22 protein-coding genes are annotated in these 23,510 nt (G+C 73.2%); 7 read left to right on the top strand and 15 right to left on the bottom strand.

What is annotated here, in order from left to right:
- The first annotated feature begins 63 nt into the window (after positions 1–63).
- The gene (locus tag MicB006_RS04120) at positions 64–747 is read left to right on the top strand and encodes a permease prefix domain 1-containing protein (protein WP_116503920.1); all 684 of its coding nucleotides are present in this window, start codon (positions 64–66) and stop codon (positions 745–747) included.
- Between the two features lie 51 nt (positions 748–798).
- On the opposite strand, the gene MicB006_RS04115 is transcribed toward MicB006_RS04120, so the two are convergent.
- Entirely contained in the window at positions 799–1,140 is a 342-nt protein-coding gene (locus MicB006_RS04115) for a PadR family transcriptional regulator (RefSeq protein WP_116503918.1), read from the bottom strand.
- A 115-nt stretch (positions 1,141–1,255) separates the two neighbouring features.
- Between MicB006_RS04115 and MicB006_RS04110 the strand changes: the two genes are divergently transcribed.
- The 3 genes from MicB006_RS04110 (at position 1,256) to MicB006_RS04100 (ending at position 6,061) form a co-directional block, all read left to right on the top strand.
- On the top strand, positions 1,256–2,254 hold the full coding sequence (locus MicB006_RS04110; protein ID WP_116503916.1) for a DNA primase: 999 nt from the start codon (positions 1,256–1,258) through the stop codon (positions 2,252–2,254).
- 40 nt (positions 2,255–2,294) lie between these two features.
- Complete coding sequence (locus tag MicB006_RS04105) at positions 2,295–4,706, top strand: transposase (protein ID WP_116503915.1); 2,412 nt, start codon at positions 2,295–2,297, stop codon at positions 4,704–4,706.
- Positions 4,707–4,840: 134 nt separating this feature from the next.
- A complete protein-coding gene (locus tag MicB006_RS04100) occupies positions 4,841–6,061 on the top strand; it encodes an ABC transporter substrate-binding protein (RefSeq protein WP_116503913.1) in 1,221 nt (406 codons plus the stop codon).
- A 122-nt stretch (positions 6,062–6,183) separates the two neighbouring features.
- Here MicB006_RS04100 and MicB006_RS04095 read toward each other — a convergent pair whose 3' ends face one another.
- The 4 genes from MicB006_RS04095 to MicB006_RS04080 all read right to left on the bottom strand — a co-directional run bounded on the left by MicB006_RS04095 (position 6,184) and on the right by MicB006_RS04080 (position 11,251).
- Complete coding sequence (locus MicB006_RS04095; protein WP_030501201.1) at positions 6,184–6,777, bottom strand: ATP/GTP-binding protein; 594 nt, start codon at positions 6,775–6,777, stop codon at positions 6,184–6,186.
- A gap of 1 nt (position 6,778) precedes the next feature.
- Positions 6,779–7,153, bottom strand: coding sequence for a DUF742 domain-containing protein (locus MicB006_RS04090; RefSeq protein ID WP_073827018.1), 375 nt, complete (start codon positions 7,151–7,153; stop codon positions 6,779–6,781).
- Between the two features lie 100 nt (positions 7,154–7,253).
- Complete coding sequence (locus tag MicB006_RS04085) at positions 7,254–7,658, bottom strand: roadblock/LC7 domain-containing protein (RefSeq protein WP_013283992.1); 405 nt, start codon at positions 7,656–7,658, stop codon at positions 7,254–7,256.
- Positions 7,655–11,251 (bottom strand): sensor histidine kinase, encoded by a 3,597-nt coding sequence (locus tag MicB006_RS04080; protein ID WP_116503912.1) that lies wholly within the window; start codon positions 11,249–11,251, stop codon positions 7,655–7,657. The genes MicB006_RS04085 and MicB006_RS04080 overlap by 4 nt, the downstream gene beginning before the upstream one ends.
- Before the next feature lie 531 nt (positions 11,252–11,782).
- Between MicB006_RS04080 and MicB006_RS32225 the strand changes: the two genes are divergently transcribed.
- Positions 11,783–12,049, top strand: a complete 267-nt coding sequence (locus MicB006_RS32225; RefSeq protein ID WP_225980637.1) for a hypothetical protein — start codon at positions 11,783–11,785, stop codon at positions 12,047–12,049.
- On the opposite strand, the gene MicB006_RS04070 is transcribed toward MicB006_RS32225, so the two are convergent.
- Genes MicB006_RS04070 through MicB006_RS04055 form a run of 4 tightly spaced genes read right to left on the bottom strand, consistent with a single transcriptional unit; the run spans position 12,050 to position 14,780 of the window.
- Positions 12,050–13,126 carry an adenosine deaminase gene (locus tag MicB006_RS04070; protein ID WP_073825242.1) on the bottom strand — a complete coding sequence of 359 codons (1,077 nt, stop codon included), beginning with the start codon at positions 13,124–13,126 and terminating at the stop codon, positions 12,050–12,052.
- Between the two features lie 51 nt (positions 13,127–13,177).
- Positions 13,178–13,600 (bottom strand): PPOX class F420-dependent oxidoreductase, encoded by a 423-nt coding sequence (locus MicB006_RS04065; protein ID WP_116503911.1) that lies wholly within the window; start codon positions 13,598–13,600, stop codon positions 13,178–13,180.
- Positions 13,597–14,166: an NADPH-dependent FMN reductase gene (locus MicB006_RS04060; RefSeq protein WP_116503910.1), complete on the bottom strand. Its 570-nt coding sequence runs from the start codon at positions 14,164–14,166 to the stop codon at positions 13,597–13,599. Before MicB006_RS04060 ends, MicB006_RS04065 begins: the two co-directional genes overlap by 4 nt.
- On the bottom strand, positions 14,154–14,780 hold the full coding sequence (locus MicB006_RS04055; protein ID WP_116503909.1) for a YitT family protein: 627 nt from the start codon (positions 14,778–14,780) through the stop codon (positions 14,154–14,156). The genes MicB006_RS04060 and MicB006_RS04055 overlap by 13 nt, the downstream gene beginning before the upstream one ends.
- 57 nt (positions 14,781–14,837) lie before the next feature.
- Between MicB006_RS04055 and MicB006_RS04050 the strand changes: the two genes are divergently transcribed.
- Positions 14,838–15,311 (top strand): MarR family winged helix-turn-helix transcriptional regulator, encoded by a 474-nt coding sequence (locus MicB006_RS04050; protein WP_116503907.1) that lies wholly within the window; start codon positions 14,838–14,840, stop codon positions 15,309–15,311.
- A gap of 3 nt (positions 15,312–15,314) precedes the next feature.
- Positions 15,315–16,166, top strand: coding sequence for a putative RNA methyltransferase (locus tag MicB006_RS04045; RefSeq protein WP_116503905.1), 852 nt, complete (start codon positions 15,315–15,317; stop codon positions 16,164–16,166).
- 6 nt (positions 16,167–16,172) lie between these two features.
- Here the strand turns inward: MicB006_RS04045 and MicB006_RS04040 are convergent, their stop codons facing one another.
- From MicB006_RS04040 to MicB006_RS04015, 6 genes are all read right to left on the bottom strand, one after another.
- Entirely contained in the window at positions 16,173–16,853 is a 681-nt protein-coding gene (locus tag MicB006_RS04040) for a DUF4272 domain-containing protein (protein ID WP_116503903.1), read from the bottom strand.
- Positions 16,854–16,941: 88 nt separating this feature from the next.
- Positions 16,942–18,222: a thymidine phosphorylase gene (locus MicB006_RS04035; protein WP_116503901.1), complete on the bottom strand. Its 1,281-nt coding sequence runs from the start codon at positions 18,220–18,222 to the stop codon at positions 16,942–16,944.
- An 80-nt stretch (positions 18,223–18,302) separates the two neighbouring features.
- Positions 18,303–19,004 carry a cytidine deaminase gene (locus MicB006_RS04030; protein WP_116503899.1) on the bottom strand — a complete coding sequence of 234 codons (702 nt, stop codon included), beginning with the start codon at positions 19,002–19,004 and terminating at the stop codon, positions 18,303–18,305.
- A gap of 103 nt (positions 19,005–19,107) precedes the next feature.
- Positions 19,108–20,388 (bottom strand): ABC transporter permease, encoded by a 1,281-nt coding sequence (locus MicB006_RS04025; protein ID WP_116503897.1) that lies wholly within the window; start codon positions 20,386–20,388, stop codon positions 19,108–19,110.
- Between the two features lie 2 nt (positions 20,389–20,390).
- The gene (locus tag MicB006_RS04020; protein ID WP_370013465.1) at positions 20,391–21,578 is read right to left on the bottom strand and encodes an ABC transporter permease; all 1,188 of its coding nucleotides are present in this window, start codon (positions 21,576–21,578) and stop codon (positions 20,391–20,393) included.
- Between the two features lie 173 nt (positions 21,579–21,751).
- The gene (locus tag MicB006_RS04015) at positions 21,752–23,407 is read right to left on the bottom strand and encodes an ABC transporter ATP-binding protein (RefSeq protein WP_116503893.1); all 1,656 of its coding nucleotides are present in this window, start codon (positions 23,405–23,407) and stop codon (positions 21,752–21,754) included.
- Between the last annotated feature and the right edge of the window lie 103 nt (positions 23,408–23,510).

Here is a 23,510-nt window from a genome sequence, read left to right as displayed (position 1 = left end):
CCCTGAATCCGATCGGGGTTTTCCCCGACGCGGCAGCCGGTCCCCGATGGCAGGCTTGTGCGCATGCGGGTCCATGACGAGGCAGTGGTCGACCGCCGGCTGCGCGAGTTGTCCGGGCGGTTGTACGGGCCGGGCCGGCTCAAGACCGACCTGCTGACCGAGACGCGGCACGCGCTGGAGGACGCCGTCGAGGCGTACCGGGAGGGGGGCCTGCCGCGCGCGGAGGCGGAGCGGCGGGCGGTCGCCGAGTTCGGCAGCGACCGGCAGCTCGTGCCGGAGTTCCAGGCCGAGCTGGCCACCGGGGCGCTGCGCGGGCTTGCGCTGCGCACGCTCCTGATCTCGGTGGTGCTGATCGCCGCCGGTGACCTGACCTGGCAGGGGTCGAGCTGGAGCGGCGGTCCCCCGCCGCCGGCGAGCTACCTGCTGCTCTCCGCCGGGCTGGACGTCATCTGGGTCGTGGTGGCCGCGCTGGCGCTGGCCGCGTTGCTCGTCGGCCCGCTCACCGCCCGGTGGGGGTCGCCCCGGCTCGTCCGTCCGGCCCGGCTGATCGGTTTCGGTCTGACCGGTGCCCTGGCGCTCGGTGTGGTCGCCGGGGGCGCGCTGTTCGGCTGGTCGGTCGGGCTGTGGGACGCCGCGCTCACCTGGCCTCCGATGATCATCGGGGCGACGGTGGTCTCGGCGGCCTGGTTCGCCCTGGTCCGGGCCGCCCGCTGCTGGGTGCTCGCCGAGCGGCGGCTGGCCGGCTGAGTCGCCGGCCGCAGTGGCCGGCCCACGGCCCGGCCGATTCGGTCGGCGGGGTCAGGCCGGCGCCGTGGGCGGCTCGTCCGCCCCGAGGAACCGGCCGACGGTGGCGCTGAACTCGCGCCAGCCGGCCCGCTCCCCGGCCAGCGCCCGGCCACCGGCCTCGGTCAGCTCGTAGGTGCGGCGTTCCCGCCCGTTGACGGTGCTCCACGTGCTCGCCACCAGCCCGGCCCGCTCCAGCCGGCGCAGCGCCGGATAGATGGTGCCGGTGGGCAGATCCAGCGTCCCGCCGCTGCGGGCGCGCAGCGCCTCGATGATCGCGTAGCCGTGCCGCGGGCCCTGTTCCAGCACGGCGAGCAGCAGCGCGTCGAGGTGTCCGTGCAGCGCCTGCGCCTTCATGCGTAGCAACGCTACTTGTCGGGTCTCCGGAACGCCATGGGGTGCGGCTCCCGGCCGGAACCGTTCGCCCACTAGGGTATGTGCGCAGAGTCACTCGGCGGCGCGACGCCGCCGGGTGGGCAACCGAACGCACACGGAGGTCAGCGTGGCCCGCCAGTCGCCCCAACGGCCCGACGCCGACGAGCCCGAGCTCGACGACACCGAGGCGCCCGCCGCAGCCGACGAGGTCGAGGCGGACCGCCCGCCGGTCAACCGCGCGCTCTGGGACGAGGTGCGGATCGACCCGGTGGAGATCGCGCTGCCCGCCGGCACCGGTTTCACGCTGCGGGCGTACCGGCCGGCGCGCGAGCTGACCCCGACCGACGTCGTCGAGCGCGACCAGGACGACCCCTTCCTGGCCCGTCGCCAGGTCGTCGAGACCGAGGACGACGAGGAGGTGGTGATCCTCGACGAGGAGTTCGCCGCCCTCTCCGCCGAGGAGGACGACGAGGACGACGAGAAGGCCGCCAAGGGGCGCCGCAAGGGCAAGGCCGACGACGACGCGGCCGAGGACAAGGCCGAGTCCGAGGACGACGAGGAAGAGGCCGAGGAAGACGACGAGGACGAGGACGAAGACGCCGCGGGCGACGAGGAGGTGCCGGTCTTCCTCACCCACAAGGGCCGGCTCCTGCTGTTCAAGACCCCGGAGTCATTGGTCTCTTTCATCCGCTCCGGCGCGCCCAACGACCTGTCCCAACTGGACAGCTGGAATGAATTGTCCGAACGGCTGGAACCGGCCGACATCGCCCCGCTGGACGAGGACACCTACGAACTCGACCTGGTGGTGGAGAACCTGCGCGGTGGCCACGACGCGTGGGACCACGAGCTGCTCATCGAAGCCGGTGAGATCGCCCGTGACCTGGCGTACGCCCTGCGGCTACCAGCCGTGCTGGACATGCTCTCCGCCGGCTCCAGCCTGGACGACCTGGACGAGGCGCTGCGGGCTTCCGTCAATGGCGGAATCGGTGGTTTCCTCGGCCGTCGCCGGTTGAAGAAAATCGGGGCACAAACCGCAAGTTTGGGTTGGCGCACCATTGTCGGCAAGATCTCTGCGGTTGTGGACTGGCGCGACTGACCCGGAGCGGGGAGCATCAGTCTCTGGCAGAACAAGACCTGTGTCCCGGGAGGAGGACGACGCCGTGGCGCTCGTGCGCGTGTACTGCGGTCTGGCCTCGGCAGATCCGGCCGACCGAACGGCTTCGGCCGGAACGACGCTGACGTCCGCTGTGGTCGACGACGCAGGCCGTCTGCTGCACGTCTGTGAGATCGGGGACGAGGCCGCCGGGTACGCCCAGCTGGTCGCGCTGCTGGTGGAGCGGTCCGGCGGTCCGAGCGGCGCGGCCATCGCCGCGGACAGCGACGACCACATCGTCACCTCGCTGCTGAGCGCCGCCGGCCGTCCGCTGGCGATCGCCGACGACGACTCCGTCGACGACTTCGCCGAGCGCTTCGCCGACGACGACTCCCTGGAGGAGATGCAGTCCCCGCCCGCCGAACGCCGCGCGGTCGGGCTGGCCCGCGCGCTGCAGGCCGGCGCGCTCTCCGCGGTGACCCTCCCGGCGCCGCGTGAACTCGCCGGATACACGCAGGTCCTGGCCGCGCACGCGGCGCTCGCGAGCGGCCGCCACTCGGCCGCGGTGACGCTGCGCGAGGTGCTCCGCGAGCTCTACCCGGCCGCGCTGCGCGCGTACCCGGACCCGGCGGACCGGGTCGCCCTCGCGGTTCTCGACGCGCTGCCCGAGCCGGGGATGCTCACCGGTTCCGCGGCCCGTGGCCGGGACGGCGGGCTGACCGCCGACGCGGTGGTCGCCCATCTGGTCGCCGAGGGTGTGGCGGCCACAGACGCCGTCTCCGACGCGGTGACCGCGCTGCGGGTCGCCATCTCCGAGACACCCCGGCGGGCCACCGTCAACCGGACGCTCACCGCCGCCGTCGCCGAGACGGTACGGCAGGCGGTCGCCTCCGTCCGGACCTGTGACGCCGGATGCGACGCGCTCGTGGGCGCGCTCGCCGAACGCACCGCCCCCGCTCTCGCGCCCGCCACCGGCCGCCGGGCCGCCGCCCGACGCGGTGAGCAGGTCGACGAGCTGCCCCCGGCCACCGACCTGCGCGCGGTGCGGCCGGTCCAGCCCGAGCCGGTCGCCGAGCCGGCATCCCACCGTGGTCGTCCCGAGCCGGCCGGCGCACCCGAGCCGACCGGGCGACGTGGTCGCCCGGAGCCGATCCCCGGCGGGCGCCGCGGCCGGCCCGAGCCGGTCTCCGGCCCGGCCGCCACGACGACGCCCCGGCCGCTCGCCCCGCCGCCCGTCGCACCCGCTCCGGTCACGCCTCCGCCGGTCGCCCCGGCCCCGGTGACGCCCGTGGCCCCGGCGGCCTCGCTGGGCCGCCCGGCCTCCGCACCGCAGTCCCGGCCCGAGCCGACCGGCGCGCCGCTGCCGTCGCGGGTGGACGGACCCACCAACCGGCCGATCTCGGCGCCGCCCCCGCCGCCGCCCGGCATCACCCCGATCGCCCCGTCGCCGCGCGGCGCCGTGCCACCGGCCGAGGCCGGCGAGCCGTTCCGCCCGACGCTGACCACCGCGGCGATCAACAAGGCGCGGGCGGAGCGGCAGCGCACCGTCATCCCGCCCCGTCCCAAGACCAATCAGCACCAGGAACCGCCGACCGGCGGGTTCAGCGCCACCGACCTGAGCATCCCGGTGCCGGCTCCGCGCCCGCCGGCGCCGGAGGCCGCGCCGCCGGGCTCCCGGGCGAACTGGCCGCTGGTGAACAACGAGGACGACACCGCCCGGGAGCGGGAGGGCACCACCTACCCGTACGGGCGGGGCGTGGACGCGCCGAGCGACCCGGGCCGGGTCACCCCGCCGTGGCTCGCCGACGACCTCCCGCAGGAGCCGCCGATGCTGCGGCTGGTGGAGCCGCCGCCGCTGGCCGACCGGGCGCTGCGCGGCGAGATGAGCCGGCCGGCCGATCCGGGGCTGGACACGCCGCCGCTGCGCCTCGTCGACCATGGCGACCCGAGCCGCGCCGCACTTCCGGCCCCGCCCGAGCGGCGTCCCGCGCCGAAGGAGCACCGGCCGCCGCCGGTCTCCGACGACGGCGACGGCGACCTGCTGATCTTCGCGCAGGCCAAGTCCGCCTGGTTCGTCGGGCACGGCGACGAGGCCGACCTGGAGTGGTCCAGCACTGCGGACACCGGCTGGCAGGCGGCCGAGCAGGCCGCCCGCCCGGCCGTCGGCGCGGAGACCAAGGCCGGCCTGCCGAAACGGGTGCCGCAGGCCAACCTGGTGCCGGGCTCTCCGCTGCGCGAGGAGCGTCCCCTGCGGATCGTCCGGAACGCGGCGAGCCTCGCCGAGAACACCACCGGATACTTCCGGGGCTGGCGGCGTGGCCAGGAGATCGGCGGCTTCGCCGTGGGCGGCCGTCCGGGCCGCGAGGCGGCCGGCGGTTGGGACTTCACCCGCGACAGCGGGGACCGCGAGGACGACCGGGAGTACGAGTACCGCTCGGCCGGCTACCGCTCCTGATCGGGGTTCGCCGAGTCCGCAGTTGGGGTGTTTCATCCCACACCCGGGTGATTTGACGCTGGGTCTGACCGGCCGGGAACATACCCGGCGGACCAGCGGCGGCGCCTGATCGCCGGGGTGGGAAGGCGATTCCAATGGCGACACCGGCGTTCGACTCCACTGTGCTCACCCGTCGGGGCGTCCTCGCCGCCGCGGCCGGGAGCCTGCTGCTCGCGGGTTGCGCGCCGCAGGGCCAGCGGCCGGACGACGGCCCGTCCAGCAGCGCGCCGAGCGACCAGGACCTGATCGTCGGCGCGAGTCTGGAGCTGACCGGCGCGGGGGCACTGCTCGGCGCCGCCCAGCGGCAGGCGCTGCAACTCACCGCCGACTCGCTCAACCGCACCGGCATCCCGGTCGGCAACCTGGTCCGGTCGGTCCGGCTCCAGATCCTGGACAACGGCAGCAATCCTCAGGTCGCGGCCCGTCATGCCGCAGACCTGACCCGGGCCGGGGCGCAGGCGTTGATCGGCGGCGTGCTCGGCGAGACCTCCGCCGCCCTGGCTGCGGCCGCCCAGCGGGTCAAGACGCCCTTCCTGTCGCTCGGTTACGGTGACCGCATCGTGCTGCCGCTGGACGAGCGCACGTTCACCTACAAGCTCACCCCGGACGCCGTCGACATGGCAGGCCGCCTGGTGGAGCTGTTCGAGTCGAAGCGGATCCGGCAGGTGTCCCTGCTGGCCGCGGACGGGCTGCACGGTGACTCGGGTGTGCGGGCGATGCGGGACGCGCTCGCCGACAGCAGCACCGACCTGGCCCGCACGGTCCGCCTGCCGGGGACCGGCCGGCGCTTCCGCGCCGCCGCCGACCGGGTCGCGGGCGGCACGGAGGACGGAGTGGTCATCTGGGCCACCGCGCCGGACTCCGGCGCCGCGGCCCGGGAACTCCGCGCCGCCGGGCACCGCGGCCCGATCTTCTTCGACGCCGGCGCGGTCGCCGACGACACCGTGCAGGGCGCCAACGCCGCCGCGGTGGAGGGCGCGTACGCGGTGCACCCGGCCTGCCTGGACATCTCCGGGGCGGTCGCCACCACCACTGCGCAGCTGGCCCGGCGGGACTTCGCCAACCGCTACACGCAGCGGCACGGCGGCAGCCCGGACTTCGCCCCGTACGCCTCGGACGCGCTCCAGCTCCTCGCCATGTCGGCGCGGATGGCGACGAGCCTGGACCGGGGCCGGCTGCGGGCGCTGCTCCAGGCGCAGACCGTCGAGGGCATCGCGGGCGGGTACGCGTTCAGCGCCGGGCGGCACGGCGGCATGGAGCGCGACTCGCTCGCCGTCTACCAGGTCTACCGGGGCAGCTGGACCCGGTACGCCTGACCGGAACGACGCCCGGCGGCCGTCCTACCTGGAGGGTCACCGGTCGACCGCGTACCGTGTCCGACCCCGGACGGCAGGAAGCGCCCGGTGGCCTCAGGCCGCCGGGCGCTTCCGCGCGTCGGTCAGGCGGGCGCGACGGCCCGCGAGCGCCGCATGGTGAGCACGTACTCGACGAGCGAGATGAGCACGTGCTTCGTGGACTCCCGGTTACGGGCGTCGCACGGCACCACCGGCACGTCGCGGGAGATCGCCAGCGCGTCCCGGACGTCCTGCGGATCGTGGTACTGCATGCCGTCGAAGCAGTTGATGGCCACCAGGTACGGCAGCCGCCGGTGCTCGAAGAAGTCGATGGCGGCGAAGCAGTCGGCGAGCCGCCGGGTGTCGACCAGCACGACAGCGCCGATCGCACCCCGGACCAACTCGTCCCACATGAACCAGAACCGCGTCTGACCCGGCGTACCGAAGAGGTACAGGATCAGGTCACGGTCGATCGAGATACGACCGAAGTCCATCGCCACCGTGGTCGTCGTCTTGCCCGGCACCTGCCGGGTGTCGTCGACGCCGACACCGGCGGAGGTCATGATCGCCTCGGTGGTCAGCGGCGTGATCTCCGAGACCGAGCCGACCAGCGTCGTCTTGCCGACGCCGAACCCACCGGCGATAACGATCTTCGCCGACGTCACGCGCCCGCTCGGGGCCGGCGGCCGGTGCGACATGTCAGAGCCTGCGAAGTCCACTCAGCACCCTCTCCAGCAGTTCAGTGCCCACCGCGTCGTCGGAGTCGTCCAGGATGGTCGGCTCGTGGACCGCGACCAGGCCGTCCGTCGCCATGTCGGCGATGAGCACCCGGGCCACGCCGAGCGGAAGCTGCATCCGCGCCGCGATTTCGGCGAGCGACTGCACACGTCCGTCACACAACGCGGCGATGTACTGGTGTTCACGACCGTGGCCACCATTGCCAGTGGCAACCGCTCGGCCGCGCACCGTCGTCTCGACGAGCGCCTCCAGGGCGATGTCGAGCCGGGGACGGGTACGACCACGGGTGACGGCGTACGGCCGGACCAATGCGCCGGTCGGCTCGTCACGATCCATGTCGCCGCTCACCTCCCTCGTACCCGGCACCGGCTCGCCCCGGTGACATTCGTCGCTGTCGTTGTTGTTCCCGCACCTGACCCACCGGCCAGCGCGTCATTCAGCCCATCATCCCCACAGCCGTGCGCGGCTGCGGCGTCAGGGCATCGCCCACCCGGTCCACGAGCAGGGCCATCTCGTACCCGACCTGACCCACGTCGCAGCTCCGCGCCGCCAGCACGGCGAACGACGAACCGTCGGAGATGGACATCAGGAACAGGAAACCGTTGTCCATCTCGACGACTGTCTGCAACACCGCTCCGCCCTCGAAGCAGCGGGCCGCGCCCTGGGTCAGGCTGACCAGACCGGACGCGATCGCGGCGAGCTGGTCGGCCCGGTCCCGCGGAAGGTCACGGGACGAGGCCAGAAGCAGGCCGTCGGCCGAGACCGCGACCGCGTGCGCCACACCGGGCACCCGGTCGGCGAAGTTGGCGAGCAGCCATCCGAGATCCTGCGTAGTAGTCATCCTTGTTGCTCCTTCTGCCCGCTCCCGGCCACCGGGCCTGAGCCAGACTGCGAGGACTGCTGCCCGCCCGGAGTGCCCTCCGGGCCGGTCGTGTTGCTGTCGGTGTTACGCCCGCGCTGCACGCCCCGATGGTAGGCCGAGAGCAGACCCCGGACGCCCTCCGGCGTCCGCCGCTGCACCGAGGCAGAAGGCTTGTCGATGCTGCCCGGCACGAGCTGGGCCATCGGCTTCCGCTTCGGCAGGCCCTTCTGGGTGGTTTCCGCGACCGGCACCTCGGTGGCCGCCGAGGCGGCGCGCCAGCCGTCGTCGGCCGCGGTCTGCCAGGGCGAGGACTGCGGCGACGCGGTCGGCTGCCGGGTGGGCAGCCCTCCGGCGTACGCGGGACGGGTGTTCCCGTTCGCCGCGCCGTTGTCACGCGGTGCTCCGCCGGCCGTCGGAGTGGGTGCCATCGGTGCGTTACCTGTCGTTGCGGGTGTCGGCTGCGGCACCGGCCGGCCAGTGGTGTCCACCTTGGCGAACTGCTGGGTGGCGGCGCCGCCGTTCGTCGTCGCGGCCGGGGCCGGGGCCGCCGCCTCGTCGTTGGGCCCGGGCCGGCGGGTACGGAACCACGCCGACTCCAGCTCCCGGAAGATCGGCAGCTCCATCGTCTCGTCCGCGTACCGCTGGCGGTTGCCCTGCTGCTGCGCCGGGGCCGGCCGCGCCGCCGGGGTGGCGGCCGGCCGGTTCGTCGCCGGGGTGGCGGCGGCCGGCTGGCCGGTCGCGGGCTGCTGGGTGGCCGGCATTTCCGTGCGCGGCACCCGGGGCAGCTCGGTGGTCATGTCCATGCCGCTGGTGGGCCGCTCCGGCGCCACGGGGGCCGGGGCCGGGGGCGGTGCGACCGGCGGCCAGACCGGCGGCGCGCCCACGCCCGGCATCGGCGTCTGCGGGCGCGCCGGCAGCTGGTTCGCCGGCGGCGCGGAGACCTGGTAACCGGTCGGCTGACCGGAGACCGGCACGGCCGAGGTGGGCTGGCCGGAAACCGGCGCGGCGGAGACCGGGCGGCCGGACCACGGGTCACCGGAGACCGGGGCGGCCGAGACCGGACGGTACGGCAGCTGGTGGCCGGCGGCCGGGGCGCCGGAGACCGGCGGCAGCGGCGGCGCCGACACCGGCGGGACCGGCGGCGCGGATACCGGCGGCGGGCTGTAGGGCCGCGCCTCGGGGCTGCTCGGCAGCTGGCGTGGGATCGCCGGCTGCTGGCCGCTGGTGCCCGGGTCGCCCTCGGCCGGGTTGCGCCGCTGGGGCAGCGGCTCGAACCCGGAACCGGACGAGGGCCGGGAGCCGAACCCGCCGTCCCCGCCGCCCGGGTTGGCGCCGGTCAGGTCGGACCAGGCCGGCATGGCGCGGCCGCCACCGGCGTTCGCCGGGGTGCCGGAGCCGTTGCGGGACGCCGGGTCGAACGCGCGTCCACCGAGCGTGACCTGGTTGCCGGAGGCGCCCGGGTGCGGGGCCGGCGGCAGGCTCTGCGGGCTGCTGCCGAAGGCGGCCAGGGCGCCGAAGGCCGGGGTCGGGCCGCTCTGCTGCGGACCGGCGGCCGGCAGGGCCGGCCCCGGCTGTCCGCGGCCGGCCAGGGCGCGCGGCACCAGGACCGTGGTGGGCAGCGTGACGTCGGCGACGGTGCCCCGGTCGGTGCCCGGTCGCAGCTCGACCCGGACGCCGTGGCGGGCGGCCAGCCGCGCCACCACGACCAGGCCCATCATCCGGGAGACCGCGACGTCCACCTGCGGCGGCGTGGCCAGCCGCTCGTTGAGGTCACGGAGCTGCTCCGGGCTGATGCCGATGCCCCGGTCCTCCACGTAGAGGGAGGCGCGGTCGCCGACCCGGCGGGCCTCCACCATGACCTGGGAGTCGGGCGGGGAGAACGCGGTCGCGTTGTCGAACAGCTCGGCGACCAGGTGCACGAGGTCGTTCACCGCGTGGGCGGCGACCTCGATGTCCCGGTCGATCACCCCGAACTCGATCCGGGTGTAGTGCTCGACCTCGGACTGGGCGGCGCGGAGCACGTCGATCAGGGCGGCGGGCTCGCGCTGCACGCGCGTGGAGTCCGCGCCGGCGAGCACCAGCAGGTTCTCGTCGTTGCGGCGCATCCGGGTGGCCAGGTGGTCGAGCTGGAACAGCTCGGCGAGCCGGTCCGGGTCCTCCTCGCCGCGCTCCAGCCGGTCGAGGTGGCCGATCAGCCGGTCGACCAGGATCTGCGAGCGGCGGGCCAGGTTGACGAACATGGTGGCGACCGACGCCCGCAGGGCGGCCTGCTCGGCGGCGGTCCGGACGGCCTCCAGGTGGACGGCGTTGAACGCCTCGGTCACCTGGCCGAACTCGTCCTTGCTGCGCACCGGCAGCGGCTCGGCGATCTGGTTGGCCAGCTGCACCGGGGTGAGCTGGCCGGTCACCTGCGGGTCGCGTAGCCGGGCGACCGCCTGTGGCAGCCCGTACTGGGCCACCGCCAGGGCGCCCTGGCGCAGGTCGCGCAGCGAACGGGCCATCGAGCGGGCGACCAGGTACGCGAAGAGGATGGCCAGCAGCAGCATGGTGAGCAGCAGGCCGGTCTCCAGGAACACCTGGCGCTGGGTGTCCGAGCGCAGCGCGTCGGCCTGCCGGACCACGTTGCCGTCGAGGCGGGACTCCACGCTGCGCATCAGCTTGGCGTTGGCGACCATGGTCTGGTCCCACTGGTCCGGGCCGAACGGGGCGTTCGCCATCGAGCCGTTGTTGTTGCTGGAGATGAAGCTCGTGAAGCGGTCCGCCTTGCGCAGGTCGGGCCCGGAGACGGTCTGGTCGTAGAACAGCTTGTCCGGCTCGGTGGCGATCGCCTGGAACGTCGCGAGCGACTGCGCCTGGCCGGTGCCGCTGGCGATGAACTGCTCGCGCAGCGCGGCGGTGTACTGGTTCTGGGTGATCGCCTGGTGGACGACCACGCGGCGCTGGGTCAGGTATTCCTTCTGCCGGGCCACCGCGCCGGCCGCGCGCATCCGGTCGCTCAGGTCGTTGTCACCGGCGAGCTGGGTGGCCGAGTCGCGGATCGACAGCAGGTCCTCGATCAGCTGCCGGTACGCCTGGTCGGCGTCATTGATCTTGAGCTTGCCGTTCAGCACCTGACTCCGGGTCGCCGGGAGGTCCTTCAGCTGGGTGTCGATCGTGTCGAGCAGCCCGACGAAGTTGCGGGGCAGGTCGTCGATCTCGCCACGCTGCCGCAGGTAGGGCGACTTCGCCTGGTCCACCCGCTGGTTGGTCCGGTTGTAGCCCTCCTGGTACTGGGCCCGGGTCTGGAACTCCTTCGCGCCGAGGAAGAGCACGGCGCCGACCCGCTCGTCCTGCACGGTGTCGACCAGGTCACCCGAGTAGCCGATCAGGTTGGCCAGATCCCCCGCCCGGTTGGCATTGTTGAGCGTCTCCAGGTGGTCGACCAGACCACTGGTGCCCACCACGACCGTGGCGATGGTCGGCACGATCATGATCAGACCGAGCTTGGACCAGATCGGCATGTCGCGCAGCCGATTCATCGGCCGGCGCAGCCGCGACAGGAAGGAGCCCGCCGTCGTTGGCCGTTTGCTCACGTCACCGCCCTCGCATTACCGCGCCCGACGCTGCCTGAGGGCAACGCCGAGCGACCGACCCGGCGGGTCGGACCTCCGAGATTCCATCACGCCGCCCCGCAAAGAGAAAGACCAGGTTGTCCCTCACCGGAGGTGTGATGAGATGTTGATGCAATTTGATAGCAATCCGTCTGGCCGGAGTCACTGAAGGTAATGGAACATCCGCATCGCGTTGTCCTGCTCGCTGGCCCTTCCGGGTCAGGAAAGTCATACATAGCGCAGCGAACCGGACTTCCGGTGCTCTGCCTGGATGACTTCTACAAGGACGGCGATGACCCTACGTGTCCACGTCGGAACGGACAGGTGGATTGGGAGTCCCCACTGTCCTGGGATGCGGACACAGCGGTGCAAACAATCACCCGACTGGCCCGGGAGGGCAAGGCCGAAGTGCCGGTTTATGCGATCGGCGCGGACCGCAGGGTGGCCACCCGGCCATTTGACATCGACGGATCGCCAATCTTTGTCGCCGAGGGGATCTTTGCCGCCGAGATCGTGGCCGAGTGCCGGCGGCGAGGGCTGCTCGCCGGGGCGTACGCGCTGCGCCGCCCGCGCGGGGCGACGTTCCTGCGCCGCCTCGCCCGGGATCTCGCCGAGCAGCGCAAGGCCCCCCGGGTGCTGCTGCGACGTGGGGTCGCGCTGCTGCGCGCCGAGCCGGCCGTGCTGCGCCGGCAGACCGGGCTGGGCGCGGAGGCGGCCCGGGCCGGTCAGGTGCTGCGCGGGGTGGCCGCGCTGCTCTCCGGCCACCCCCGCCAGTCGTGATCAGCCGATCAGCTCGGCGTACGCCGGCTTGATCACCTCGTCGATGATCCGCAGGCGCTCGTCGAACGGGATGAACGCGCTCTTCATCGCGTTGATGGTGAACCACTGGAGTTCCTTCCAGCCGTAGCCGAAGGCCTCCACCAGCAGCGCCATCTCCCGGGACATCGAGGTGCCGCTCATCAGCCGGTTGTCGGTGTTCACTGTCACCCGGAACCGCAGGTCGCGCAGCAGGCCGATGGGGTGGTCGGCGATCGAGGCCGCCGCGCCGGTCTGCACGTTCGACGACGGGCACAGCTCCAGCGGGATGCGCTTGTCCCGCACGTACGCGGCCAGCCGGCCCAGCACCGGCGGGTTGCCGGGGGTGATGTCGTCGACGATGCGTACGCCGTGACCGAGCCGATCCGCGCCGCACCACTGGATCGCCTGCCAGATCGACGGCAGGCCGAACGCCTCCCCGGCGTGGATGGTGAAGTGGAAGTTCTCCCGCTGGAGGTACTCGAACGCGTCCAGGTGCCGGGTGGGCGGGAAGCCCGCCTCGGCGCCGGCGATGTCGAAGCCGACCACCCCGGTGTCGCGGTGCCGCACGGCCAGCTCGGCGATCTCCTGCGAGCGGGCGGCGTGCCGCATGGCGGTGAGCAGCGTGCCGATCCGGATCGGGGTGCCGGCCTCGGCGGCCAGCGCGCTGCCCTCCCGGAACCCGGTGACCACCGCGTCGACCACCGCGTCCAGCGTCAGGTTCTGCTCCAGGTGCTGCTCCGGGGCGAACCGCACCTCGGCGTAGACCACGCCGTCGGCGGCCAGGTCCAGCGCGCACTCGCGGGCGACCCGGCGCAACGCGCCGGCGGTCTGCATGACCGCCACCGTGTGCGCGAACGTCTCCAGGTAACGCTCCAGCGAGCCGGAGTTCGCCGCCTCGGCGAACCAGACACCGAGCGCCGCCGGGTCGGTGGTGGGCAGTTCGTGGCCGACCTCGGCGGCCAGTTCGACGATCGTCGCGGGCCGCAGGCCGCCGTCGAGGTGATCGTGCAGCAGCGCCTTCGGGACCTTGACGATGTCCTCGTACGAGATTGCGACCATGCTCCGACCCTAGTCACCCCCGGCAGGGGCGCGGCGGTGGACCGGGCCGGTTCAGGGCCGCCAGCCGTACACCCGCTCCACCGCCAGCCGCAGGACCAGCCGCCCGTCGGCCACCATGGCGGCGCGGTACTCGGCCCAGTCGGGGTGCTCGCCGCGGATGCGCCGGTAGACCTCGACCAGCTCCTCGACGGTCGCGTCGTCGGTGGCGGCGGCCGGCGGGGTGAGCGTCACGGCGCCCTCGGCGACCGCGTACGCCCCGCCGTCGGCGGTGGTCACGTGGAAGCTCGCCCGGGGGTCCCGGCGCAGGTTGCGCACCTTCGCCCGGTTGTCGGTGGTCGAGCAGCGGATCAGGCCGGGCTCGGCCAGGTAGTCGAGGTTGGACAGCTGGGGCCGGCCGTCGCGGCGCAGCGTGACGAGCACCCCGCGCCCGCGCTCGCCGAACAGCTCCCACAGCCGCGCGTCCGCCGCGCTCACGCCGTCACCCGCAGCGGCGCCAGCGCGGCGGCCAGCCGGACGAGCTGATCCAGCATGAGCGCGGCAGCCTCCTCGCGAGCCGGGTCGGGTCGCAGCTCGCCCGACTCGTCCAGCGCCTGCCGCAGGAAGACGACCACCGCGTCGTTGACCGGGGTCATGTTCAGCGTGGTCACCACCTGCTTGATCATCTGCACCGCGCGCAGACCGCCGGAGGTCATGCCGTAGCTGACGAAGCCCACCGGCTTGTGCTGCCACTCGTGGTAGAGGTAGTCGATCGCGTTTTTCAGCGGCGCGCTGAAGCCGTAGTTGTACTCCGGCATCACCAGGACGAAGGCGTCCCCGGCGTCGATCTCGGCGCTCCAGGCGCGGGTGTGCTCGTGCAGGTAGACCCGCTCGGACGGGTGGTGCGGCTCGTCGTGGAAGGGCAGCCCGACCTCGGCCAGGTCGAGGAGGCGTACCTCGTCGAAGCCGGCGTGGCGGACGGCGGCGGCGGCGAACCAGTCACCGATGCGGCGGCCGACCCGGCCGGGACGGGTGCTGGCGACGATCACGTTCAGGCGGGGCATGGCGAGGTGGCTCCTGTCGGGGTGGCGGCCGGGGACGGCGCGGCGAGTCGGGGGACGAACCAGGCGACGATCGGCCCGATGCCGATCGCGTAGAGCAGGGTGCCGGGGCCGACGGCGCCGCCGAGCAGCCAGCCGGCCGCCAGGACTGTCACCTCGATCCCGGTGCGCGCCGGGCCGAGCGGGAGGCCGCGGGCGGCCAGGCCGGTCATCAGCCCGTCGCGCGGGCCCGGGCCGAGCCGGGCGCCGAGGTAGAGCGCGGTGGCGAGGCCGTTGAGCACGATGCCCGCTACCAGCAGGCCGATGCGGCCGGCGAGTGGTTCGAGCGGCGGCAGCACTGCCAGCGTCGCGTCGAGTGCCAGGCCGACGAGCGCGACGTTCGCCACCGTGCCGACGCCGGGGCGCTGCCGCAGCGGGATCCACAGCAGCAGCACCAGCAGCGCCACCCCGTTGACCACGAGCCCCATCGGCAGGCCGGTGCGGTCGGCGACGCCCTGGTGCAACACGTCCCAGGACGCGAGCCCCAGGTCGGCGCGGACCATCAGCGCGACGCTGACGCCGAACAGCGCGAGGCCGGTGAGGAGCCGCACCGTCCGGGACGGCAGTTTGGTTGACATGTCATCAAGCTAGACCGCGGATTGGTGACATGTCAACAACACCGGTAGGATCGGCGCATGGACGAACCGCGCTGGCTGGACGAGCAGGAGGAGCGCGCGTGGCGCGGCTACCGCCGCATGCGCCGCCTGCTCGACCTGGAACTGGCCCGGGAACTGATGCAGGACGCCGGTCTCTCCGAGCCGGACTACGACGTCCTGACCGACCTGTCCGAGACCCCTGAACAACGGCTGCGGCTCAGCGAACTCGCCGACCGGATGCTCTGGTCCCGCAGCCGCCTGTCCCACCACATCTCCCGGATGCAGCAACGCGGCCTGGTCACCCGGGAGGAGTGCGCCACCGACGGCCGCGGCTCGGTCGTCGTGCTCACCCCGGCCGGGCGCCAGGCCGTCGAGGCCGCCGCGCCCGGACACGTCGCGGCCGTCCGCCGGCACCTGATCGACCGGCTCACCCCGGCCGAGGTGTCCGCGCTCGGCACGCTCAGCCAGCGGGTGATCGACCATCTCACGGCCCGCCCGGAAGCGAAGGGCTGAGCCGTGGACGACCGCGTCCTGGCCCGGCTGCGCTGCCCGGTCTGCGCCGAACCGCTCACCGGGGCCACCGCCGGCACCACCCGCGCCCTGCGCTGCCCGCGCGGGCACAGCTTCGACACCGCCCGGCAGGGGTACGTCAACCTGCTCGCCGGCCGCTCCCCGCACACCGGGGACAGCGCCGACATGGTCGCCGCCCGGGCCGACTTCCTCGCCGCCGGCCACTACGACACCGTCGCCGCCGCGCTCGCCGACACCGCGGTCCGCGTCGCGGGCTTCGACCCGTACCCCCTGGTGGTGGAACCCGGCGCCGGGACCGGGCACTACCTCGCGGCGGTGCTGGCGGCGCTGCCGGACGCCGCCGGCCTGGCCCTGGACGTCTCCAAGCCGGCGCTGCGCCGCGCGGCCCGCGCCCATCCGCGGGCCGCCGCCGCGCTCGCCGACACCTGGCAGCGCCTGCCGCTGGCCGACCGGTCGGTGACCGTGCTGCTGAACGTGTTCGCGCCGCGCAACGGCCCCGAGTTCCACCGGGTGCTCGACCCCGGCGGCGCGTTGCTCGTCGTCACCCCGGCCGCCGACCACCTGACCGAACTGGTCGAGGCGCTGGGCCTGCTGCGGGTGGACCCGGCGAAGGCCGACCGGGTCACGGGCAGCCTCGGCGCCCACTTCAGCGAGGAGTCCGCAACCGGGCACCGGGCCCGGCTGACGCTCACCCGCGCCGAGGTCACCACGCTCGTCGGGATGGGACCGAGCGCCTGGCACGCCGAGCCGGAACGGCTCGCCGCGCGCATCGCCGCGCTGCCTGAGCCCGCTTCGGTCACGCTCTCGGTCCGGCTCGGCGTGCACCGCCCGCGCTGACCCGGCTCAGGTGGACAGGTCGACCTCTTCCCAGCCCGGCGGCTCGTCGTGGTACGGCCCGCGCAGCACCACCGCCCACTCCAGCGCCCACCGCCGCTGGCCGATCGCGTTGGCGTCCACCAGCCCCGGCAGCGCGCGCCCGGCCTCTTCGGTCTCCAGGTACGCCCAGTCCAGGCAGTAGTGCAGGTCGAGCAGCGCGGCGGCGTCCCCGGGGTGCTGCGGCGCGGCCAGGATCCGGGCCCGCCACTCGCCGAACGTCTCACCGGCGACCAGGTTCGGCATGCGCTCGACCAGCCGCTCGTCCACCGGCACCGTCGGGTCCAGCTCCTTGGCCAGCCCGAGCACCCAGGCCAGCGAGAACAGCGCGTCGTGGTGCAGCACGAACGACCTGTGGTCGCCCCGGCCGCCCATCACGAACTGCCACTCCGGCGGGGTCACCGAGTCGACCAGGTGCGACTCCAGCAGCCAGCTCATCGCCGCCTGCGCGGGCATGCCGAAGCAGCGGGCCAGGATCACGTGCAGCACCGCGATCCGGGCCTCGATCTCCGGGGTCGGACGCAGCTCGATCTCGTCGCCCGGCTCCCAGACCAGCGGGAACTGCGGCGGGGGCAGCGGGAGGCCCAGCCGGGACAACTCGTCCAGGCTCGCCTCCCGGACGGCCCGGGGGTCGGGAGCGGGTACGCGCACGGTCAGTCCCTGTCTGTTCGGGTCCTCGCCGGTCGGTCCCCCCTGGCCTGGGAGGATAGCGACTCCGACCGGGCCGGCACCATGGCCCTCAGCCGATCCGCTCGATGACGAGCGGCGTCGCGTCCGGCGCGTCCGGCGCGATCCGCACCGCCTCGCGCGCCTCGGCCAGCGCGGCCGGGATCCGCTCGGCGTGCTCGGCGCGCACCTCGAACAGCGGGTCGCCGACACGCACCCGGTCACCGCGGCGCTTGTGCAGCACCACGCCGGACGGGATGCTCACCGGGTCCTCCTTGCGGGCCCGGCCGGCGCCGAGCAGCCAGGCGGCCACCCCGATCGCGTACGCGTCCAGCTCCGCGACCCAGCCGTCCTCGGCCGCGGTGACCACCTCGACCTCGTTCGCCGTGGGCATGGGCGCGTCCGGGTCGCCGCCCTGCGCGCGGATCATCGTCCGCCAGGAGTCCATCGCCCGGCCGTCCCGCAGCGCCGCCTCCGGGTCGGCGTCCGGCAGGCCGGCCGCGTGGAGCATCTCCCGGGCCAGCGCCAGCGTCAGCTCCACCACGTCGGCCGGGCCGCCACCGGCCAGCACCTCCACCGACTCGGTCACCTCGACCGCGTTGCCGACGGCCAGACCGAGCGGCGTGGACATGTCGGTGAGCAGGGCGACAGTCCGCACGCCGTGCGCGCCGCCCAGCTCGACCATGGTGCGGGCCAGCTCGCGGGCGTCGTCGGCGTTCTTCATGAACGCGCCGGAGCCGACCTTCACGTCGAGCACCAGCGCGCCGGTCCCCTCGGCGATCTTCTTACTCATGATCGAGCTGGCGATCAGCGGGATCGCCTCGACGGTGCCGGTGACGTCGCGCAGCGCGTACAGCTTGCGGTCGGCCGGGGCGAGCCCGTCACCGGCCGCGCAGATCACCGCGCCCACGTCGCGGAGCTGGGCGATGAACTCGTCGTTGGTGAGCGCCGCCCGCCAGCCCGGGATCGACTCCAGCTTGTCCAGCGTGCCGCCGGTGTGACCCAGGCCCCGGCCGGACAGCTGCGGCACGGCCGCGCCGCACGCGGCCACCAGCGGGGTCAGCGGCAGGGTGATCTTGTCACCGACGCCGCCGGTGGAGTGCTTGTCCACTGTCGGCTGGGCCACCGGCGACAGGTCGAGCCGCTCGCCGCTGGCGATCATGGCGGCGGTCCACCGGGCGATCTCCGGCGCGGTCATGCCGCGCAGCAGGATCGCCATGGCCAGCGCGGACATCTGCTCGTCGGCGACCAGCCCCTTCGTGTACGCGTCGACCACCCAGTCAATCTGCCCCTCGCTCAGCACACCCCCGTCCCGCTTCGCCCGAATGACATCAACCGCCGCAAAAGCACTCACTTCTCAAGATCCAATCAATTTGATCGCGCGTGGCCGCACCGACCCGCGAACGGTGACCAGGTCGGCCCCGGCCCACAACCTCAACCCCAGCGAACCGGAATCTCCGAAGGAGGCTCACCCTCACCAGCCCAGAAGACAGTGCCCGAAGCATCCACCACCACCACGCGCGGCGTACGCGCCAGCCCCCACTCGATCGCGCTCGCCGGGTCGTCCCAGGTCGAGCCCTCCTCCAGCACGCCGGTCTCGGCGTCCTCGGCGCCACCGGAGGACCGCTCCCAGTACGCCGTCCAGACCTGCTGCCCGGCCGAGAGGTCCGGGTGCACGAACACGGTGCCCCGGCCCCGCCAGGCGGCCAGCCGGTCCGGCACCACCGGCACCGGGTGCTCGCCGGTCACCGCCTCGATGTCGGCCACGTCGAAGGCGTGCGGCAGCAGCTCGGCCATCCGCAGCGGCCCGCCCTTCGCCTCGACCAGGCACTCCGGCCCGCCCTGCTCCCACAGCAGCTGCCGGCACCGCCCGCACGGCATCAGCGGCTCACCGGTGGCGTCGACGCACGACAGCGCCACGATCCGGCCCCCGCCGGTCGCGTGCAGTTGCGAGACCACGCCGCACTCGGCGCAGAGCGTGACGCCGTATCCGGCGTTCTCCACGTTGCAGCCGACCACGACGCGGCCGTCGTCGACGAGCGCGGCGGCGCCCACCGGGAACTTCGAGTACGGCACGTAGGCGTGCCGCATGACCTCGGTGGCGGCGGCGCGCAACCCTTCCCAGTCGATCTCCATCACGACTCCCATTCTGCCCAATTTGCGCCGATCGGTCGCGGCACGGCCGGAGACGACGATGCCCGGCGGGTCGCCCCGCCGGGCACGGTGTCGCGGCGGGCGGTCAGCCCTTGATGTACGGCTTGCCGTCGGCGGCCGGCGCCCGGACCTTGCCGACCAGCCCGGCCACGGCCAGGATCGTCGCCAGGTAGGGCAGCATCGCCAGGAACTGGCTCGGGATGCTGCTGCCGATCGCGCCCAGGTACGTGGCGAGCTGGTCGGCGAAGCCGAAGAAGAGCGCCGCGAGCAGCGCGCCGGTCGGGCTCCACCGGCCGAAGATCAGCGCGGCCAGGGCGATGAAGCCCTTACCGCCGATCATGTTCTTGGTGAACGAGTAGAGCGCCAGCGTGTACGAGGCGCCGCCGACGCCGGCCACCAGACCGGCCAGGATCACGTTGCGGTAGCGCAGCCGCAGCACCTTCACGCCCAGCGTGTCGGCGGCGGTCGGGTGCTCGCCGACCGACCGGGTCCGCAGCCCCCACCGGGTACGGAACAGCGCCAGGTGGATGACCAGCACCAGCAGCAGGCCGAGGTAGAGGAAGATGTTGCCCCGGAACAGCGCCGGACCGATCAGCGGGATGTCGGACAGCAGCGGGATCTCCCAGTTGCCGAACCGGGGCGCGCTGTTGTACTTCGCCGCGTCGGTCTGCATCAGCCGCTCGTAGAGGAAGCCGGTGATGCCGACCGCGAGCAGGTTGAGCACGATGCCCATGACCACCTGGTCGACCAGGTAGCGGATGGAGAACACGGCCAGCAGGAACGAGATGAACGCGCCGCCGATGGCGGCGGCCACCAGGCCCACCCAGACACTGCCGGACATGCTGCCGAACAGCGCGCCGGAGAACGCGCCCATCAGGAGCTGGCCCTCGATCGCCACGTTCACCACGCCGGAGCGCTCGCAGAGCACACCGGCGAGCGCGCCGAAGATCAGCGGCAGGGCCAGGATGAACGTGCCGCGTACGACGTTGACCAGCGGCATGAAGTTGCGGCCCTCGGGCGCGGCGGAGACCTGCCAGCACAGGAAGCTCAGCACGAAGGCGACCAGCCCGGCGCCGAGCAGCAGCGAGAACCAGCGCTTGTGCACGCCGGCCAGCAGCGCGCCTCCGGTCGCGGCGGTGATCAGCCCGAACAGGATCGCGCCGACCGTACCGTTGATCTCCAGGGCGGCCCCGCCCTCGGTCTCGCTGAGCGTGAACCGCGCGTGCTGGCTGGTCGCGAGCGCGCCGAACAGCACCGCCGCGAGCACGCCGAGCGCCAGCAGGACCGCGCCGATCTTGCGGTTCCGGGTCCAGAAACCCTCGTCGACCGCGGTAACGGCGACCTCGGGGACAGCGGTGGTGGACATGCTCACCAGCCCTTCGCGAGGCTCGTCTGCAACCGGGCGGCGCGGGCCGCCCGGAGCTGGAAGATCGTCTTCACCAGGGCAGGCGCGGCGATGAAGATGACGATGAGCGCCTGGAGCACGGTGACCAGTTCCAGCGAGATGCCGGAGTACGACTGCATCCGGTTGCCGCCGGCCTGGAGCGCGCCGAACAGCAGCGCGGCCAGCAGCACGCCCCACGGCTTCACACGCCCGAGCAGCGCGACCAGGATGCCGTCGAAGCCGATCTGCGCGATCACCAGCGGGGTCAGCGCGTTGGCGGTGGTGCCGAGCACCATGGTCGAGCCGCCCAGACCGGCCAGCATGCCCGCGATCACCATCACCAGCACGTACGTCTTGGTCACGCTGATGCCGGCGGTCCGGGCCGCGTCCGGGTTCGCGCCCACCGCCCGCAGCTCGAAGCCGAGCGTGGAGCGGTTGAGCAGCCAGGCGATGAACCAGGTGGCCGCCACCGCGAGCAGGATGCCGGCGTGCACCCGCAGGTCCTCGCCGAGCAGGCGGGGCAGCTGCGCGGTGGAGTCGACCGGCTTGCTGATCGCGTCCGACCGGTTCGGGTTCTGCACCCCGTTCTGGACGATGATCCAGGACAGGAAGTAGACCGCCACGTAGTTGAGCATGATCGTGTTGATCACCTCGTGCGCGCCGGCCCGGGCCTTGAGGATGCCGGGGATGAAGCCCCAGAGCGCGCCGCCGAGCGCGCCCGCGATCAGCGCCACCAGCAGGTGCACGACGGGCGGCAGCGGCAGCGCGAAGCCGGCCACGGCGGCCAGGATGACGGCGATCGTCGCCTGACCCTGGGCGCCGATGTTGAACAGGCCGCCCCGGAAGGCGAGCGCCACCGACAGGCCGGTGAAGACGAGCGGCGCGGCGTAGGTGAGCGTCTCCGAGATCGGGCTCATGACGGCGGTGAAGCCGACCGCGTCCGGGTCGAAGATCGCGCCCTTGAACAGGTTCGCGTACGCCTCGCTGACCACCGTCCAGCTCGCGTTCAGCGCGTCCGAGGGGCGAGCCGTGATGTAGCTGTAGGTGGCCAGCACCTCCGGGTCGGACACGATGATCAGCACCGCGCCGACCACCATGGCCAGCAGCACCGCGAGCACTGTCACGGTGACCGTGTTGGCCGCCCAGAGGTTGTCCAGGAACATCCGGCCCATGCCGGGGCGGGATTCTCCCGCCGGGGCCGGCTTCTTCGCGGTCGCGGTGGCGGGCACCGTCTGCTCGGTGTCACCGGCCGGCTGCGTCGGCGTCGCCCGGGCCTCGCTCAGCGACTCCTGCGCCTCGGTCGCCGGTTCCTTGTCCGGGGAGCCCGAGACGGGGTTCGGGTTGGTCATGCCTCGTCCTCGTTGCCAGGGCCGTCGTCGGTCGCGGTGGCGGCGTCCGGGGTGGCGGCGTCCGGGGTGATGCCGGCCATCAGCAGGCCGATCTCCTCGCGCGGGGTGTCCGGGCCGACGACGCCGATGATCCGCCCGCGGTACATGACCGCGATCCGGTCGGCCAGGCCGATCACCTCGTCCAGCTCACTGGAGACCACCATGACCGCGGTGCCGATGTCCCGCTCGCGGATGACCCGGCTGTGGATGAACTCGATCGAGCCGACGTCCACGCCCCGGGTTGGCTGGGCCGCGATGAAGAGCTTCAGCGGCCGGGACAGCTCCCGCGCCACGATCACCTTCTGCTGGTTGCCGCCGGAGAGCGTGCCGACCGCCGCGTCGGCCGAGGAGGTACGCACGTCGAACTGCTCGATCCGTTCCCGGGCCGACTTCGCGATGGCCTCGGGCTTGAGCGACAGGCCCTTGCCGAACGGCGGCCGGTCGTAGATGTCCAGCACCAGGTTCTCCGCCACGGAGAACTCCTTGACCAGGCCGTCCACGCTGCGGTCCTCCGGCACGTAGCCGACGCCGGCGTGGAGCACCTTCTTCGTCGACCAGCCGGACGTCGGCTCGCCGTCGAGGCTGATCGTGCCGGCGAGCGTCGGGCGCAGGCCCATGATCGCCTCGATCAGCTCGGTCTGGCCGTTGCCCTGCACGCCCGCGACGCCGAGCACCTCACCGGCGTGCACTGTCAGGTCGACGCCGTCGACAGCGCGTACCTGCCGGTCGTCGTCAACGACCAGGCCGACGACCTCCAGGACCGGCCTGCCCGGCGTGGCCGGCTTCTTGTCCACCGTCAGCCGGACGCTGCGTCCCACCATCAGCGCGGCCAGCTCGTCCCGGCTGGCGCTCGGCTCGGCGGTGCCGACCGTCTTCCCGCGCCGGATCACGGTGATCCGGTCGGCGATGGCCTTCACCTCGCCCAGCTTGTGGGTGATGAACACGATCGACTTGCCGGCGGCCTTGAGCGACCGCATGACCGTGAGCAGCTCCTCGGTCTCCTGCGGGGTGAGCACGGCGGTCGGCTCGTCGAGGATCAGCAGGTCGACGTCGCGGGTGAGGGCCTTGACGATCTCCACCCGCTGCTGGATGCCGACCGGCAGGTCCTCGATCACCGCGTCCGGGTCGACCCGCAGGTTGTACCGCTCGGACACCTCGGCGACCTCGCGCCGGGCCCGTCGCCGGTCGAGGATGCCGGCGAACGGCCCCCTGACCTGCTCGGCGCCGAGCATCACGTTCTCGGCCACGGTGAAGACCGGCACGAGCATGAAGTGCTGGTGCACCATCCCGATCCCGGCGGCGATCGCGTCCGACGGGCCCTTCAGCTTCAGCGGCTTGCCGTCGACCAGGATCTCGCCCTCGTCCGGCTGGTAGAGGCCGTAGAGCACGTTCATCAGGGTCGACTTGCCGGCGCCGTTCTCGCCGAGCAGGGCGTGGATCTCTCCAGGCTCCACCGTCAGGTCGATGTGGTCGTTGGCGACCAGATCACCGAACCGTTTGGTGATGCCGCGCAGTTCGAGTCTCAGCGCAACCTCCTGGAGTGCGAGCGATGGTGCAGCGTAGCGACCTGCCGCGCCGCCACCGCGCCGGGTGGGGATGTTCGGGGGATTCAAGGTGATCGGCCGCCCCGGCGCCGGGGTTCGGGACCCCGTTGCGCCGGGACGGCCGGATCGTCATGCCTGGTGCCCGCCGGCCCTCGCTGCCGATGATGGCATC

Origin of the sequence: Micromonospora sp. B006, assembly GCF_003408515.1 — a bacterium.
Taxonomy (GTDB): Bacteria; Actinomycetota; Actinomycetes; order Mycobacteriales; family Micromonosporaceae; genus Micromonospora; species Micromonospora echinospora_A.
Note: the sequence above shows the minus strand (reverse complement) of the source record. Positions and strands in the feature narration are given on the sequence as shown.